The organism is Sphingomonas adhaesiva, from assembly GCF_002374855.1.
In the GTDB taxonomy this organism is placed as follows: domain Bacteria; phylum Pseudomonadota; class Alphaproteobacteria; order Sphingomonadales; family Sphingomonadaceae; genus Sphingomonas; species Sphingomonas adhaesiva.
In genome coordinates this window covers 42,683-57,580 of sequence record NZ_NWVC01000002.1, presented here as the reverse complement: position 1 = coordinate 57,580, position 14,898 = coordinate 42,683, and the positions used below count along the sequence as shown (strand labels likewise).

Below are 14,898 nucleotides of genomic sequence, written 5' to 3'. Positions count from 1 at the left end.
GCCCCGTCCCCCGCGATAGGCGCGCAAGCCGTATCTTTTTGACGGCATCCGCGACATGGTGCCGGCCATGACTCGCCGTCGTCGTTTTTCTTCGCCATTGCGCGCCGATCCATCCGGCCGCGCTAGCGAGGAGACGGAACGGCTCGACCCCTGCAGAACCCCGAGCGGCATCGGTGGCCGGGCGGCGCGGCTCGGCTGGCTGGCGATGGGCTGGATCTGCGTCGCGCTGGGCGTCATCGGCGCGATGCTCCCGCTGATGCCGACCACCATTTTCCTCATCCTCGCGGTGGGCTGTTTCGCCCGGTCGTCGCCGCGTCTGGAGGCGTGGCTGCTCGACCATCCGCGCGTGGGGCCGACCTTGCGCGCATGGCGACGCGACGGCGCGATCGGCCGCCGGGCAAAGGCACTGGCGTGCGGCGGGACCGCCGCCGGCTACGGCATCTTCCTGCTGGCCGCGCGCCCCGGCCTGCCGCTGGCGATGCTGGTCGCAGCGGCGATGGCAGGGTGCGCGCTCTATATCCTGACCCGCCCGACAGCGCCGGCCTAGGGCCGGACCACCGTGGTATTTCTCCCGGTGGGTGGCAGGGTGCAACTCCCGCCGAGCCGATCGACGAATCGCCGGCGGGCGCGATCGGCACAAAAGAAATGGCGCACCCGACAGGATTCGAACCTGTGGCCTCTGCCTTCGGAGGGCAGCGCTCTATCCAGCTGAGCTACGGGTGCGTGGAAGGTTCGCCTAGCAGGGGTTTCGGCGGCGCGCTACCCGCTTTTCGCCGGGTCAGCGTTTGGGGGAGCGAGCGTCACCGGCTGGAACGGGGCGAGGCCGCAGCTGGCGCCCCGCATCGGCGGGCTTTGCGAAAAGACCGTGATGATGTCCTGAGAGCACAGCTGGCTGAGCGAGGTGGCGTAGGAGAAGCGCCGTTCGAAGCCCAGACCGGGGCAGCCCTGCGGCAGCGTCACGCGATAGACGCGGCTGCCGTTGGTGCGGAAGTCGATCACCGAGTCGCTGCGCACCAGGCTTTCGCGGATCGACTGGATCGGGATGCAGCTCTGCGGTTTGCCCGCCGGTGTGGCGGCGGGGACGGTATTGCGCGAAGGCGCGCGGGCGTCGCCCGACGCGCCCAGCATGATGAGCGGTGCCGAGATGATGGCAAGGACGATCGGACGCATGTCACGCTCCTTGTTGTGCGCGCGTCGGCTTGGGCGCGGGCGTCTTGGGCTTGAACGCGCACAGGTCGATCTCGATGCATCGCCAGCATTCGGGGCGCCGCGCCTTGCACACGTAGCGGCCGTGCAGGATCAGCCAGTGGTGGGCGTGGACGCGGAACGGGGCGGGGGTCGCCTTGTCGAGCGCCTTTTCGACGGCGAGCACGGTCTTGCCGCGCGCCAGCCCGGTGCGGTTGCCGACGCGGAAGATATGGGTGTCGACCGCGAACGTCTCGGCACCGAACGCGACGTTCATCACGACATTGGCGGTCTTGCGCCCGACGCCGGGCAGCTTTTCCAGCGCGTCGCGGTTCGCCGGCACCTGACCCCCATGGTCGGCGATCAACGCCTCGCTCAGTGCGATGACGTTCTTAGCCTTGGTGTTGAACAGGCCGATCGTGCGGATGTGCCGCTTCAGCCCGTCGAGGCCCAACGCCACCATCTTTTCCGGCGTGTCCACCGTGGCGAACAGCGCGCGGGTCGCCTTGTTGACCCCCGCATCGGTCGCCTGTGCGGACAGGACGACGGCAACCAGCAACGTGTAGGTGTTGACCGATTCCAGCTCGGTTTCGGGATGCGGGTTCGCCTCGGCCAGGCGGCGGTAGAATTCGACGACATCGGCCTTCTTCACCGCGGGGTTCCTTACAAGCCCAGGACCTCGGCCATGGCGTAGCGGCCCGGCGCGCGGCCGGCGAGCCACAGCGCGGCCTTGAGCGCGCCGCGTGCGAAGATGGTGCGATCCTCGCCGCGATGCCCGATCTCGATCCGCTCGCCCTCGCCGGCGAAGATCACCTGATGATCGCCCACCACCGATCCGCCGCGCAGCGAGGCGAAGCCGATCGTCCCTTCGCTGCGTGCGCCGACCAGCCCGGCACGGCTGTCGACGCGCACCTCCGCCAGCCGGGTGCCGCGCCCCGCGGCGGCGGCTTCGCCCAGCAGCAGTGCGGTGCCCGACGGGGCATCCACCTTGTGCCGGTGGTGCATCTCGGCGATCTCGATATCCCAGTCGGGGCCGAGCCGTGCCGCCGCCTCGCGCACCAGGATGTTCAGGAGCGTGACGCCCAGCGAGGTGTTGCCGGTCTGCAGCACCGCGATCTCGTCCGCTGCCTGCTCGATCAGGGCGTGGTGCGTGGGCATCAGCCCGGTCGTGCCGATGACGATCGGCGTACGCGCGGCGACCGCGGCGGCGAGATGCGATTCCAGCGCGGCGGGGGTGGAGAAATCGACCAGCACGTCGGCTGTCTGCGCCAGCGGAAAGGGATCGCCGCCCGCGTCCACGCCGCCCGCCACGGTGGCGCCTTCGCCCTCCGCGATGGTGGCGATCGCGCGCCCCATCCGCCCGTTGCTGCCGTAGATACCGATGCTGGTCATGCGATCATCCTGGCCGAGAACACAATCAGTGCCGCCGCCCCTTGCACACAAAAGCGGGCAAAGGACAGGGGCGATCCGCGCGCGAACCGCCCCGTCCGTCGAAAACCGTCAGGTCACAATGCCAGATCGGGCTGGCGATCCGGCTTTACCCGCGTCGCCGCCGGCACGGTGGGGGAAGGCGCGCGCTCGGCCTGCGGCTGCGGCGGCGCAATGGCCAGTTGCAGCGTCTGTGCGGTGGCGTTCCACTGATGGCCCAGCAGCGCGGGATCGTCGTTCAGCGCCACGCCGTAGGTCGGCACGATCTCGCGCACGGCGGCCTGCCAGCGCGGCGTCGCCAGCCGGTCGGGGAAGGCGCGCTTGATGAGGTCGAGCATGATCGACGGCGCGGTCGAGGCGCCGGGCGACGCGCCCAGCAACGCCGCCATCGAGCCATCGCGCGACGTCACGATCTCCGTCCCCAGCTTCAGGATGCCGCCCTTCTTCGGATCGCGCTTGATGATCTGGACGCGTTGCCCGGCCTGCCACAGCCGCCAGTCGCCGTCCTGCGCGCGCGGCAGATATTCGCGCAGCGCGTTCATCCGGTCGGTCTGGCTCATGATGAGCTGCCCGGCGAGATATTCGACCAGGTCGAACTCGTTCCAGCCGACCGACAGCATCGGGCGGAAATTGTCGAGCGTCACCGACTTGGGAAGGTCGAAATACGATCCTTCCTTCAGGAACTTGGTGGAGAAGGTGGCAAAGGGGCCGAACAGCAGCACCTGCTTCCCGTTGAGGTAGCGGGTGTCGAGGTGCGGCACCGACATCGGCGGCGAGCCGGTCGCCGCCTTGCCGTAGACCTTGGCCAGGTGGCGCTTGGCGATCGCCTGGTTCTCGGTGACCAGAAACGATCCTCCGACCGGAAAGCCGGCATAAGCGTCCGCTTCGGGAATGCCCGATTTCTGCAGGATCGGCAGCGCGCCGCCGCCCGCCCCGGCGAAGACGAAGCGCGCATTGACGACCTGCCGGTCGCCGCTCTTCATGTCGTGGATGCTGACGCGCCAGCCGCCGCGGGCGTTGCGCTCCAGCGAGCGGACCTCATGGCCGGTCGTGACCGTGAAGCCCGGAGATGCGCGCAGCGACGCGACATATTGGCGCGTCACCTCGCCCCATTCGCAATCGGTGCCCAGCACCGAGCGGGTAGCGGCCAGCGGCGTGCCGGCCGTGCGGCCCTCCATCATGATCGGCACCCAGCGTGCGATCTCCGCCGGGTCGCTGGTGAATTCCATGCCCGAAAACAGCGGGCTGGCGCCCAGCGCGGCGTGACGCTTTTGCAGGAAGGCGACATTCTCGTCGCCCCACACCAGGTTCATGTGCGGGGTGGAGTTGATGAAGCTGCGCGGGTTGCGCAGCACGCCGCGTTCGACCTGATGGCTCAGGAACTGGCGGGTGACCTGAAACTGTTCGTTGATCTCGATCGCCTTGGCGATCTCTACACGGCCGTCGGCCTTGTTCACCGGCGTATAGTTCAGCTCGCACAGCGCGGAATGGCCGGTGCCGGCGTTGTTCCAGCCGTTGGAGCTTTCCTCCGCCACCTTGTCCAGCCGCTCGACCAGTTCCATCGACCAGCCCGGCTCCAGCTGGCGCAGCAGCACGCCCAGCGTCGCGCTCATGATCCCGCCGCCGATCAGCAGGACATCGACGGTGCGTTCCGCGGTCGGCGCGCGTTCGCCGCATCCGGCCAGCATCGCGGTCACCCCGGCGGCCGCACCGCCGCGCAGCAGGTGCCGGCGGGTCACGCCGCCGTCAGCGGTCGGATCGGCGGGCGAGGGGATCGGTTCGTTCGGCGACGACGGCAGAGGCACAGCGGGCAGCCCTTTCGTGTGGCGATCCCGGCGGCGCGCGTGCTGCGCCCGACAGGATGCCGAGAGGAAGAGCCGGCCAGCGCCGGTGCGCGACCATGTCGCGCCGCCGCTGGCCGGTGACGATGTTCCTCTCCCGAAAAGACGTGATGCCCCGCTAACGCAGGATAGGCGGATCGGTGCCGCATGAACCCGGGGCGGATGCCACCCCGGGCCACGCCATGCAATCCGTCGCGTGCGCGGCAATCATTCGACGGACAGCAGCAATTTCCCGTCCCCCTCATCAACATGGACGGTAGAGCCGTCCTTCACCTCGCCGCGCAGGATCAGTTCGGCAAGCGGATCCTGCAGATGGCGCTGTACTGCGCGCTTGAGCGGCCGCGCGCCATAGACCGGATCATAGCCCACCCGGCCCAGCCACGCGCGCGCGGCATCGGTCAGGTCCAGCGCGATCTTGCGATCCGCCAGCAGCTTGCCGACGCGACCCACCTGAATGTCGACAATCGGCCCCATATGCGCCTGGCCCAGCCGGTGGAACAGGATGATCTCGTCCAGCCGGTTGAGGAACTCCGGCCGGAAGTGCGCGCGCACCACCTCCATCACCTGCGGCTCGACGCTCTCGACCGCGTCATTCTCGCCCATGTTGGCCAGATACTGGCTGCCCAGGTTGGAGGTGAGGATGATGAGCGTGTTCGAGAAATCGACCGTGCGCCCCTGGCCGTCGGTCAGGCGGCCGTCGTCCAGCACCTGCAACAGCACGTTGAACACGTCGCCGTGCGCCTTCTCCACCTCGTCGAACAGTACGACCTGATAGGGCCGCCGCCGCACCGCCTCGGTCAGGACGCCGCCTTCCTCATAGCCGACATAGCCCGGCGGGGCGCCGATCAGCCGCGCGACCGCATGCTTCTCCATGAACTCGCTCATATCGATGCGCACCATCGCCGACGGATCGTCGAACAGGAATTCGGCCAGCGCCTTGGTCAACTCCGTCTTGCCGACGCCGGTCGGGCCGAGGAACAGGAAGCTGCCGAGCGGACGGTTCGGATCCTGCAATCCGGCACGCGCGCGGCGCACCGCGGTGGAAACGGCGCGCACCGCCTGCTCCTGACCGATCACGCGCTTGCCGATCACCTCCTCCATGCGGAGCAGCTTCTCGCGTTCGCCCTCCAGCATCCGGTCGACCGGCACGCCGGTCCAGCGGCTGACGACGCCGGCGATGTCGTCGGCGGTCACTTCCTCGCGCAGCATCGCGCCCTGGGTGGTGGCCTGCGCCTCCGCCAGCTGCTTTTCCAGCGCGGGGATGCGCCCGTAGGACAGCTCGCCCGCCTTGGCGAGGTCACCGCTGCGCTGCGCCTGTTCCAGTTCCAGCCGCGCGGCGTCGAGCTGTTCCTTCAGCTTGGCCTCACCGGCGATCTTGTCCTTTTCCGCTTGCCAGCGCGCGGTCAGTTCCGCCGACTGCTGTTCCAGGTTGGCGAGTTCGCCCTCCAGCGTCTCCAGTCGGTCGATCGAGGCGGCGTCGGTTTCGCGCTTCAGCCCCTCGCGCTCGATCTTCAAACGCAGGATGCGGCGGTCGAGCGCCTCGATCTCCTCGGGCTTGCTCTCCACTTCCATGCGGATGCGGCTGGCGGCTTCGTCCATCAGGTCGATCGCCTTGTCGGGCAGGAATCGGTCGGTGATGTAGCGGTTGCTGAGCGTCGCCGCCGACACCAGCGCGCCGTCGGTAATCCGCACGCCGTGGTGCAGCTCGTACTTCTCCTTCAGCCCGCGCAGGATGCTGATCGTGTCCTCCACGGTCGGCTCCCCGACGAACACCGGCTGGAAGCGCCGCTGGAGCGCCGGATCCTTCTCGACATGCTTGCGATATTCGTCGAGCGTGGTGGCGCCGACGCAATGCAGCTCTCCGCGTGCCAGTGCCGGCTTCAGCAGGTTGCCGGCATCCATCGCGCCTTCGGATTTGCCGGCGCCGATCAGCGTGTGCATCTCGTCGATGAACAGGATGATGTCGCCCTCGGCCTGCTTCACCTCGTCGATGACGCCCTTCAGCCGTTCCTCGAACTCGCCGCGATATTTCGCGCCCGCGATCAACGCGCCCATGTCGAGCGCCATCAGCGTCTTGTCCTTCAGCCCGTCCGGCACGTCGCCATTGGCGATGCGCAGCGCCAGCCCCTCGACGATCGCGGTCTTGCCGACGCCGGGTTCGCCGATCAGCACGGGATTGTTCTTCGTCCGGCGCGCCAGCACCTGGATCGTGCGGCGAATCTCCTCGTCGCGGCCGATCACGGGGTCGAGCTTGCCGTCGCGCGCCGCCTGCGTCAGGTCGCGCGCGAACTTCTTGAGCGCATCGTAGCGGTCCTCGGCGCTGGCGGTGTCGGCGGTGCGGCCGCCGCGCAGCTGCGTGATCGCGGCGTTCAGCGCCTCGGGCGTCGCATTGGCGGCCTTCAGCGCCTTGCCGGCGGCGGTGTTGAGGCTGAGCGCGAGCGCGACCAGCAGGCGTTCGACCGTGACATAGCTGTCGCCGGCCTTCTGTGAGATCTGTTCGGCCTGATCGAGCACGCGCACTGCATCGGCCGACAGGCCGGGCTGGTTCTGCGCGCCGGAGCCGGAAACGGCCGGGATCTTCGCCAGCGCGGCATCGGTGTCAGACACGGCGCGGCGCGCATCGCCGCCGGCGGCGGTGATGAGGCCCGCGGCCATGCCCTGATCGTCCTCCAGCAGCGCCTTCAGAAGGTGCTCGGGGGCGATCTGCTGGTGGTTCATGCGGATCGCGACGGTCTGTGCGGATTGAAGGAAGCCGCGTGCGCGGTCGGTAAATTTCTCAAGGTTCATCTGTCGGCCCTGTCTCTCTCGGGTATCAGATGGTGTTGCCTATTTGCAACGCAAGGGGGCGAGAGCGATCGCCTCGTCGAAGATGTCGAGATAGCGGCGCGCGGCGGTCGGCGCCGAATAGGGGGCTGCACTGGCCGGGCGGATGCCGCCTGACACCGCCGGCTGCGCGATGGCGCGGGTGAGAGCGGCCGCCAGCGTCGCCGGGTGGCGATCGGCGACGACTTCGCCATGCAGCGGGGTGGCGATCAGGCCGCGCAGCACCGACGAGCAATGGGTTGTGACCACCGGTACGTCGGCGGCCAGCGCCTCCACGGGCACCGCCGGAAAGCCTTCGTAGCGCGATGTCATCAGCAGGCAGGCGGCGCGCGACAGTCGCTGCGCCACGTCGCCGACGAAGCCGGGCATCGCGACGTCCGCGGCGATGCCCAGTCGCTGTGACAGCGCCTCCAGACGCGCGCGGTCCGGGCCATCGCCCAGGATCGTGAGTCGCGCCGGCTGGTGCGCGCGCAGGTGGGCGAAGGTGCGCAGCGCCAGCGCGATGTCCTTCTGCGGTTCCAGCCGGCCGATCGCCAGGATATGCGGCGCGCCGTCCGCGATCGCACGCGGCAGCGGCCGGTGATCGCGCGGCAGATTGGGTTCGGGCGCGACACGGATCGGGCGCCCCGGCAGCCAGCCGGCGTCGCGCGCGGCCAGTTCGGGAGACATGGCGACGAACAGGTCGATCGCGTCGGTCAGTTGCCGGAGCGCCGCACGTGCGGGCGCGCGCAGCAGCGCGGGCAGGTCGGGGAGCAGCGGGTTGCTGATCTTGGCCACGATCGGCAGTTGCGGGATCGCGCGGCGGATCGCGGGGGCGAGCCAGAAGTGGAAGTTGCCGGTGATATACGCGACGTCCGGCGCGACCTGTAGCAGCACCGGCACCATCGCGCCGCCCAGCCGCAGCCGCGACAGCGTGCTGCGCGGGACGGCGGGTGACAGCAGGTGGACGTCGGCACCGGCGGGCACGCGGTCGCGCATCGGGCCGTCGGCGGCGCCGGCGATGATCGTCACGCGATGCCCCGCCGCGATCCATTCGGCGGCAAGGCGCAGCGCGGTCGCCTCGGTGCCGCCGGCGTTGAAATCGTGGAGGAGGATGGCGATCGATTTCAAAGTCACGGGCACTTTGCTAACGGCGGCGGGGATGAAAGTCGCTATCTTCCTGCCCTCGCTGGCCGGTGGCGGTGCCGAGCGGATCGCGCTGTTCGTGACCGAGCGGCTGCGCGCCGCCGGGATCGACGCGCAGCTGGTGGTGGCCAAGGCGGAAGGCGCGCTGGCGGACGCGCCGGTGTTCGCGAGCCATGGCGTCGACCTGAAGGCGCCCAACGAGATGCTGAGCGCGCGGGCGCTGCTGCGCTACGTCGATCGGGAGCGGCCGGACCTGGTGTTCGCGTTCGTCCACAGCGCGAAGATGATGGCGGGGATCGTCAAGAAATGGCGCCCCGACATACGCCTGGCGATCAGCGTTCATAATGCGCTGGAGGTACCGCGGCGCGCGCGTTTCTGGCCGCGCGCGCTGTTCGGCCATGCGCCGGAGCGGTGGCTATACCGCGACGTCATGGCGGCCCATGCCGTGTCGCGCGACCTGGCGGCGCAGGTGGTGCGGCAGTTCGCACTGCCCCCGGAACGGGTCCATACGATCTACAACCCGCTGCCCGATCGCCCCGTGGCGAACGCGATCGAGGCGGCGCACGCGCCGTTTTTCGCGCGGCCGGTGATCGTCAATGCGGGGCGGATGGTGCCGCAAAAGGACCAGGCGGCGCTGATCCGGGCGTTCCATGCCGCCGGTCTGGCAGGGCGCGCGACGCTGCTGATCCTGGGCGAGGGGCCGTTGCGGCCGGCATTGGAGGCGCAAATCCGCGATCTGGGGATCGCCGACAGCGTCAAAATGCCGGGATTCGTCGCGGACGTGCGCCCGTATATGGCGCGCGCGGCGGGGTTCGTGCTGTCGTCGCGCAACGAAGGGTTCGGGCTGGTGCTGGCCGAGGCATTGTCGATGGGGTGTCCGGTCGCCGCTTTCGACTGCCCGAGCGGCCCGCGCGAGCTGCTGGCGGACGGCAGATTGGGGGAATTGATCGCGGCCGGTGACGAGTCGCGACTGGCGCAGGCGATGGTGCGGATGGCAGACGGCACGGCGCAGCGCCCGTCGCGGGCTGCCGTGGAGGCACATCTGCGCCAGTTCGCGCCCGATACGATCGCGGACCAGTATGTCGCGCTGGTGCGGTCGCTGGCGCCGGGGCGCGCGCTGGCGTAGGGGCGACCCCTCAACATCCCGCGGCGCCGGCGCCCGGATGGCATGGACGATACGGCCACGATGGATTTCAAGACGATCGCGACACGCGCGCAGGCCTGGGCCGAAACCCCCGGCGCGAAGCGGCTGGGGCGGGTGGCGCGCGTCCTGTTCTTCGTCGCGATGATCGCGATCCTGCTGTTCCAGCTGCGCGCGATCGGCTGGTCCGACGTGATCCGCGCGCTGCCGACGCAGCCGCTGTTCTACATCCTGTTCTTCGTCAACTTCATGGTCCTGCCGCTGACCGAGGTGCCGATCTTCCGCCTGTTGCTGGGGCAGGCGATCCCGGGCGCGCTGCCGGTGCTGGTGCGCAAGCGGATCGTCAATGCGGTGCTGGTCGATTATTCGGGCGACGTCTACCTGTACAGCTGGGCGCGCACGCGGCTGGGTATCGAATCGCGCAAGCTGTTGCTGGCGGTGAAGGACAATGCGATCCTGTCGTCACTGGCCGGCGCGATGGTGGCGGGCGCGTTCATCGTCACGTTCATCGTGCGTGCGCCGACCGGGCGGATCGCATCATGGCTCGATTCGTCGCTGGGGCTGGTCGTCGGCGGGGTGCTGTGCGCCAGCCTGACGCTGCCGCTGCTGCTGAGGTTCCGCCATGCGATCCTGTCCACCAGCAGCCGCGTCGCTTGGCAGGTGTTCGGCATCCATTCGCTGCGCACGGTCATCAACCTGTCGATCCAGGTGGTGCAATGGGTGATCGTGCTGCCGGGCGAGCATTGGACGACGTGGCTGAGCTTCCTGACCGCGCAGCTGGTGATCGCGCGGTTGCCGTTCATTCCCAACCGCGACCTGTTGTTCATGGCCGCGGGCCTGGAGATGAGCGGGGCGCTGACCGTGTCGCGCGATGCGATGGCGGGGCTGCTGGTGGCGGGCACCGCGTTGACGCAGGGGACGAACCTGGTGCTGTTCCTGGTGACCGCCTTCTGGATGAAGCCGGTGCCGGTGGCCGTCGGGGAGGAGAAGGTGGCGCTGCACTGAGGGGGGCTAATCCGTCATGCCGGACCTGTTCCGGCATCCACCGGTCCGCAAACGCACGAGGGGTTTAGCGTGCGGAACGGTGGACCCCGGAACAGGTCCGGGGTGACGGATCGCGCGGGGAAATGTTGTGGCTGTCCTATCGCTGCCCCGCCACCGCCTGCACGTCGCCGGGGGACCAGCCGCCGCCCATCGCTTGGTACAGCGCGACATAGGCGGACAGGCGATCCGCCTCGGTCTGGACCAGCGCGAGTTCGGCGGTGAGCAGGTTGCGCTGCGCATCCAGCTGTTCGAGGTAGCCGGAATAGCCCGCGCGATAGCGGTTGGTGGCGTTTTGCAGCGCGCCGCGCGCCGCCGTTGCCTGATCGCCGAGCGCGCGCGCCTGTTCGCCGGTGCGGCGCACCCCGGCCAGCGCATCCTCCACCTCCCGGAAGGCGGTGAGCGCGGTGCGGCGATAGGCGAAGGCGGCCTGATCGCGGCGCGCGGTGGCGGCACGTTCCTGCGCGCGCAGCCGCCCGCCGTCGAACAGCGGCGCCAGAATGCTGGCGCCGAGCGAGAAGATCGCCTGCGGCTGTGCCAGCGCAGTCGACAGCACCAGCCCGGCCGAGCCGGTGAGCGACAGGTTGGGCAGCATCGCCGCGCGCTGGCTGTCGAGCGTGCGGTCGGCGGCGACCAATGTCTGTTCGGCCTGATACAGGTCCGGGCGGCGGCGCAGCAGGTCGGCGGGCAGCCCGTCCGGGATGGCGGGCGCGGCGATGCGGTCCAGCGCCAGCCCGCGCGCGATGGCGCGCGGCGCGTCGCCGGTCAGCAGCGACAGCGCATTCTCCTGCCGCGTGATCGCCAGCTGCGCGGCGGGGACCAGCTGCTGGGTGGCGGCATACTCGCCCTGCGCCTGACGATATTCGAGGCGCGAGGAATAGCCCGCCTCGAACCGGCGGCGCGCGATGCGTAGCGCGTCCTGCCGCGCGGCGAGCGTCGCCTGCGCGATCGCCAGCCGCTGGTCGAGCGCGCGCAAGGTGACGTAGCCCGACGCGGCGGCCGCGGCGGTGGCCAGCCGGACGGTGTCGCGCGCGGCCTCGGTCGCCAGCAGTTGCGCGCGGGCGGCGCGCGAGGCCTGCCGCAACCGCCCGAACAGGTCGAGATCGTAACTGGCGTTGACGCCGGGCTGCGCGCCGATCGCGCGGCTGGTGGTGCCGAACGCGGTGAGCGTCTGGCCCTGCGTTTCGGGCACCGTCCCGCCGATCTGCGGCAGCAATTGCGCGCGGGCCAGCGCCTCCGCCGCGCGCGCTTCCTCGACGCGGGCAGCGGCGGTCAGCACATCGACATTGTTGGCCAGCGCGCGTTCGACCAGCGCGGTCAGTTGCGGATCGCCGAACCCCTGCCACCAGTCGGCGCGGATCGGTGCACCGGGGCCGAGCGCGGTGCGCCACGCAGGCGGCGGCGCGACGGCGGCGGCATCGGGCGCGGGGGCGCGTTTGCCGGGCAGGGTGCAGCCCGCCAGCAGGAGCGCGGCGAGGAGGGCGCTGCGGCGGATCATCGCGGGGAGGGCGCGTTGGCGGTGTCGACGCGCGCCTGCACCGACATGCCCGGGCGCAGCCGCGCCGCCAGCGGCTGACCCGGATCGACGCGGATTCGCACCGCGATGCGTTGCGGCACCTTGGTGAAATTGCCGGTGGCATTGTCGGACTTGAGGACCGCGAACTCGCTGCCGGCCGCCGGGGAGATGCGCTCCACGCGGCCCGTCAGCCGCGCATTGGCGAGCGCGTCGACGGTGAAGCTGGCGCGCTGCCCGACCATGATCCGCGCGGTCTGCGCTTCCTTGAAATTGGCGATGACCCAAGTTTCGGCGGGCACCAGGAACATCAGCTGCGACCCGGCGGTGACATATTGACCGTTGCGCACGCCCACCTCACTCAGCCGCCCCGCCTCCGGCGCGCGGATCACGGTATTGGCAAGGTCGATGCGCGCCAGCCGCAACGCGGCCTCCGCCCCCGACACGCCGGCCTGTTGCCCGCCGCGGCCGACCTCCACGGTGCGGATATCCTGCCGCGCGATCTCGCGCGCGGCCTCCGCCTGCTGCACCTGCGCCTGTGCCTGGCGCAGCGCGGCGAGCGTCTGGTCGCGTTCGCGCAGCGAAACGGAGCCATCGGTGACCAGATCGTCGACGCGCGCCATGTCCGCCTGCGCGCGCATCAGCTGCGCGCGGGCGTTGGCGACCGCGGCCTCCTGCGCGCCGAAACTCGCCTGACGGCTGGCGGCGGACTGGCGGCTGTTGGCGAGCGTCGCCTGCGCCGTTTCCACCTGCGCCTGCGCCTGGTCGACGCGCTGGCGGTAGATGCGCTGGTCGATCTCCACCAGCGGCTGCCCGGCGCGAACCGTCTCGAAATCGCGGACCAGCACGCGGGTGACATAGCCCGATACCTGCGGCGCGATGACGGTGGTGCGCCCGCGGACATAGGCGTTGTCGGTCGATTCGTAGGCGCTGGTGAACGGCCAGATGCGCCATGCCGCCAGCACCGCGGCCATTCCCGCCAGCGCCAGCACCACGATCAGCGCGGTCGCCCGCGCCGACAGCCGTGGCGGGCGCCAGCCAGACCCCGTCGGAGCGGCGGGGGCAGGGGCAGGGGCGGGAGCGGCGTCCTCGGCCAGCTTTTCCTCCGTGACGGGGGTTTCGGAAACGGGGGTGCGGGCGTCGGTCATGCGGGAATCGTCCGATGGGCGCGCCAGCGACGGCGCAGCAGCAGGAACAGGAGGTAGCAGAAGGTCAGCGCGGCGAGCACCGCGACCAGCCGGAACACGTCGTCATAGGCGAGCACGTTCGCCTCTCGCGTCGCGGTTTGAGACAGCAGCGCGCCGCCCTCCGCACTGCGCAGCCCCGGGTCGCCTACGACGCGCGCGACGCCGCTGGCGCCGGCCTGCAACCGCGCCTGCACCTGCGGATCGGTGGGGTCGACCGCCTGCACCAACGCGGCGCTGTTCGCCTTCTCGCGGATCGTCTGGTACGTGCCGAGCAGCGCGGTTCCGCCCAGCCCGCCCAGCGAATTGATGACCCCGAACAACGCGATGAAGCTGATGATATGCCCGCTGCCGCGTTGCAGCGCGCGGGTCATCCCGAACAGCAGCGACGGGCCGAGGAAGAAGGCGGCGGAGAAGGCGATCACGCTTTGCGTCAGGTAGAATTGCGGCGCGCGCGTCAGGCTGGTGGCATGGGAATCGGCCCAGGCGGCGATCGCGACCAGCCCGATCGCCAGCATGACGGGATGGGTCAGCCGCTCGACGTTGATCGTCATCGCGCTGGCCGCCACGCCAGCGGCGGTGGCCAGGAAGATCAGCGTGAACAGCCCGACCAACTGATCGTTGTTCTGCCCCAGCACGGTCAGCAGCCCGACCGCACCATAGCTTTGTTCGGACAGGACGATCCGCGCCATGACGGTGACGATCGTGAAGCGCAGGATATCCGCGCTGCCCAGCCAGCGGGTGTTGATGAGCGGGTTGGCGCGGTGATGCTCGATCACCAGCGCGGCGGCCAGCATCGGGATCGCCGCCAGCAGCGCCCAGCCGATCCACGCCGCCTGCGTCCACCACACGATCCGCCCCAGCCCCAGCACGGCGGCGAACAGCGCGGTGGCGCCGGCGAACAGCGTGAAGGTGACGAAATCGAGCGGCTCGAACGCCTTCTGCCGCTCGGTCGGGGGCAGGCGGAAGGCGAGGACCGCGGCCAGGCTCATCGCCGCCATGCCCAGTTCGAACAGATAGAGCGTGCGCCACTGGCTCATCGCCAGCAGTTCGGGCGAGAACAGCCGCGCGAGCGGGGTGGCGCATTGCGGCACGCCGATGCCCACGACGATCGCGCGCAGCCGCCACGGCGCGGGAAACGCCTGCATGAAGTAATAGAGCGCGAAGGTGCTGAGCGCGGCGCCGGCCATGCCGCTGGCGGCGCGGACCAGTATCGCGGAGGCGAAATCGTTGACGAACAGATGCGCCAGCGTCAGCGCCAGATACAGCGTCAGGAAGATCACCGCATAGGGACGCAGGCCGAACTGCTGGCGGAACTTGATCAGCAGCAGGTTGATGCTGACGTTCGTCATCACATAGACGGTCGGCAGCCAGGCGATCTCCGCCGGGTCCAGCCCCAGCGACCCCGCCAGCGTGACGGTGTTCGCCGCGACCAGCGCATTGCCGAACCCGCCGGTCAGCCCCAGCAGCACGCCCGTCAAGCCATAGGCGACCTGCCGCCGGCGCGGATGCGCGGGGCTGCCGGGCGAGCCGGGCATGGCCGGCCGCTCATGCGGGGCGTAGGCCCAGGTCTCCTCGGACAGAAAGGCGCGCACCCGCGCGGCAAGGGTCATGGCG

General features: G+C 69.9%; 12 protein-coding genes and 1 tRNA gene. 3 read left to right on the top strand and 10 right to left on the bottom strand.

What is annotated here, in order from left to right; genetic code table 11:
- Positions 1-55 precede the first annotated feature (55 nt).
- Positions 56-547: a YbaN family protein gene (locus tag COA07_RS04755; protein WP_375182393.1), complete on the top strand. Its 492-nt coding sequence runs from the start codon at positions 56-58 to the stop codon at positions 545-547.
- Positions 548-646: 99 nt separating this feature from the next.
- Here COA07_RS04755 and COA07_RS04750 read toward each other — a convergent pair.
- From COA07_RS04750 to COA07_RS17700, 7 genes are all read right to left on the bottom strand, one after another.
- A tRNA-Arg gene (locus COA07_RS04750) sits at positions 647-723 on the bottom strand.
- 36 nt (positions 724-759) lie between these two features.
- Positions 760-1,170, bottom strand: coding sequence for a hypothetical protein (locus tag COA07_RS04745; RefSeq protein ID WP_066706519.1), 411 nt, complete (start codon positions 1,168-1,170; stop codon positions 760-762).
- Position 1,171: 1 nt separating this feature from the next.
- Entirely contained in the window at positions 1,172-1,837 is a 666-nt protein-coding gene (gene nth / locus COA07_RS04740) for an endonuclease III (protein WP_066706521.1), read from the bottom strand.
- 11 nt (positions 1,838-1,848) lie between these two features.
- Complete coding sequence (dapB, locus tag COA07_RS04735) at positions 1,849-2,577, bottom strand: 4-hydroxy-tetrahydrodipicolinate reductase (RefSeq protein ID WP_066706523.1); 729 nt, start codon at positions 2,575-2,577, stop codon at positions 1,849-1,851.
- Between the two features lie 113 nt (positions 2,578-2,690).
- Positions 2,691-4,418, bottom strand: coding sequence for a malate dehydrogenase (quinone) (gene mqo, locus COA07_RS04730; RefSeq protein ID WP_245842012.1), 1,728 nt, complete (start codon positions 4,416-4,418; stop codon positions 2,691-2,693).
- 243 nt (positions 4,419-4,661) lie between these two features.
- Positions 4,662-7,241 carry an ATP-dependent chaperone ClpB gene (gene clpB, locus COA07_RS04725; RefSeq protein WP_066706525.1) on the bottom strand — a complete coding sequence of 860 codons (2,580 nt, stop codon included), beginning with the start codon at positions 7,239-7,241 and terminating at the stop codon, positions 4,662-4,664.
- A gap of 39 nt (positions 7,242-7,280) precedes the next feature.
- Positions 7,281-8,393 carry a glycosyltransferase gene (locus COA07_RS17700; protein WP_169803482.1) on the bottom strand — a complete coding sequence of 371 codons (1,113 nt, stop codon included), beginning with the start codon at positions 8,391-8,393 and terminating at the stop codon, positions 7,281-7,283.
- A 25-nt stretch (positions 8,394-8,418) separates the two neighbouring features.
- On the opposite strand from COA07_RS17700, the gene COA07_RS04710 reads away from it, so the two are divergent.
- Both COA07_RS04710 and COA07_RS04705 read left to right on the top strand, forming a co-directional pair.
- The gene (locus tag COA07_RS04710; RefSeq protein WP_066706531.1) at positions 8,419-9,528 is read left to right on the top strand and encodes a glycosyltransferase; all 1,110 of its coding nucleotides are present in this window, start codon (positions 8,419-8,421) and stop codon (positions 9,526-9,528) included.
- 42 nt (positions 9,529-9,570) lie between these two features.
- Positions 9,571-10,548, top strand: coding sequence for a hypothetical protein (locus tag COA07_RS04705; protein ID WP_066706534.1), 978 nt, complete (start codon positions 9,571-9,573; stop codon positions 10,546-10,548).
- A 136-nt stretch (positions 10,549-10,684) separates the two neighbouring features.
- Here the strand turns inward: COA07_RS04705 and COA07_RS04700 are convergent, their stop codons facing one another.
- From COA07_RS04700 to COA07_RS04690, 3 genes are read right to left on the bottom strand one after another with little or no spacing between them, the layout of a single operon-like run.
- Entirely contained in the window at positions 10,685-12,082 is a 1,398-nt protein-coding gene (locus COA07_RS04700) for an efflux transporter outer membrane subunit (protein WP_066706537.1), read from the bottom strand.
- Complete coding sequence (locus COA07_RS04695) at positions 12,079-13,245, bottom strand: HlyD family secretion protein (protein WP_066706539.1); 1,167 nt, start codon at positions 13,243-13,245, stop codon at positions 12,079-12,081. Before COA07_RS04695 ends, COA07_RS04700 begins: the two co-directional genes overlap by 4 nt.
- Complete coding sequence (locus COA07_RS04690; RefSeq protein ID WP_066706541.1) at positions 13,242-14,894, bottom strand: efflux MFS transporter permease; 1,653 nt, start codon at positions 14,892-14,894, stop codon at positions 13,242-13,244. Before COA07_RS04690 ends, COA07_RS04695 begins: the two co-directional genes overlap by 4 nt.
- Positions 14,895-14,898 lie beyond the last annotated feature (4 nt).

Bases quoted from the DNA above. Each gene is read 5' to 3' on its own strand.
- dapB (WP_066706523.1), bottom strand. From the start codon at position 2,577: ATGACCAGCATCGGTATCTACGGCAGCAACGGGCGGATGGGGCGCGCG.
- COA07_RS04755 (WP_375182393.1), top strand. From the start codon at position 56: ATGGTGCCGGCCATGACTCGCCGTCGTCGTTTTTCTTCGCCATTGCGC.
- clpB (WP_066706525.1), bottom strand. From the start codon at position 7,241: ATGAACCTTGAGAAATTTACCGACCGCGCACGCGGCTTCCTTCAATCC.
- COA07_RS04700 (WP_066706537.1), bottom strand. From the start codon at position 12,082: ATGATCCGCCGCAGCGCCCTCCTCGCCGCGCTCCTGCTGGCGGGCTGC.
- COA07_RS04745 (WP_066706519.1), bottom strand. From the start codon at position 1,170: ATGCGTCCGATCGTCCTTGCCATCATCTCGGCACCGCTCATCATGCTG.
- COA07_RS04705 (WP_066706534.1), top strand. From the start codon at position 9,571: ATGGACGATACGGCCACGATGGATTTCAAGACGATCGCGACACGCGCG.
- COA07_RS04695 (WP_066706539.1), bottom strand. From the start codon at position 13,245: ATGACCGACGCCCGCACCCCCGTTTCCGAAACCCCCGTCACGGAGGAA.
- COA07_RS04690 (WP_066706541.1), bottom strand. From the start codon at position 14,894: ATGACCCTTGCCGCGCGGGTGCGCGCCTTTCTGTCCGAGGAGACCTGG.
- COA07_RS04710 (WP_066706531.1), top strand. From the start codon at position 8,419: ATGAAAGTCGCTATCTTCCTGCCCTCGCTGGCCGGTGGCGGTGCCGAG.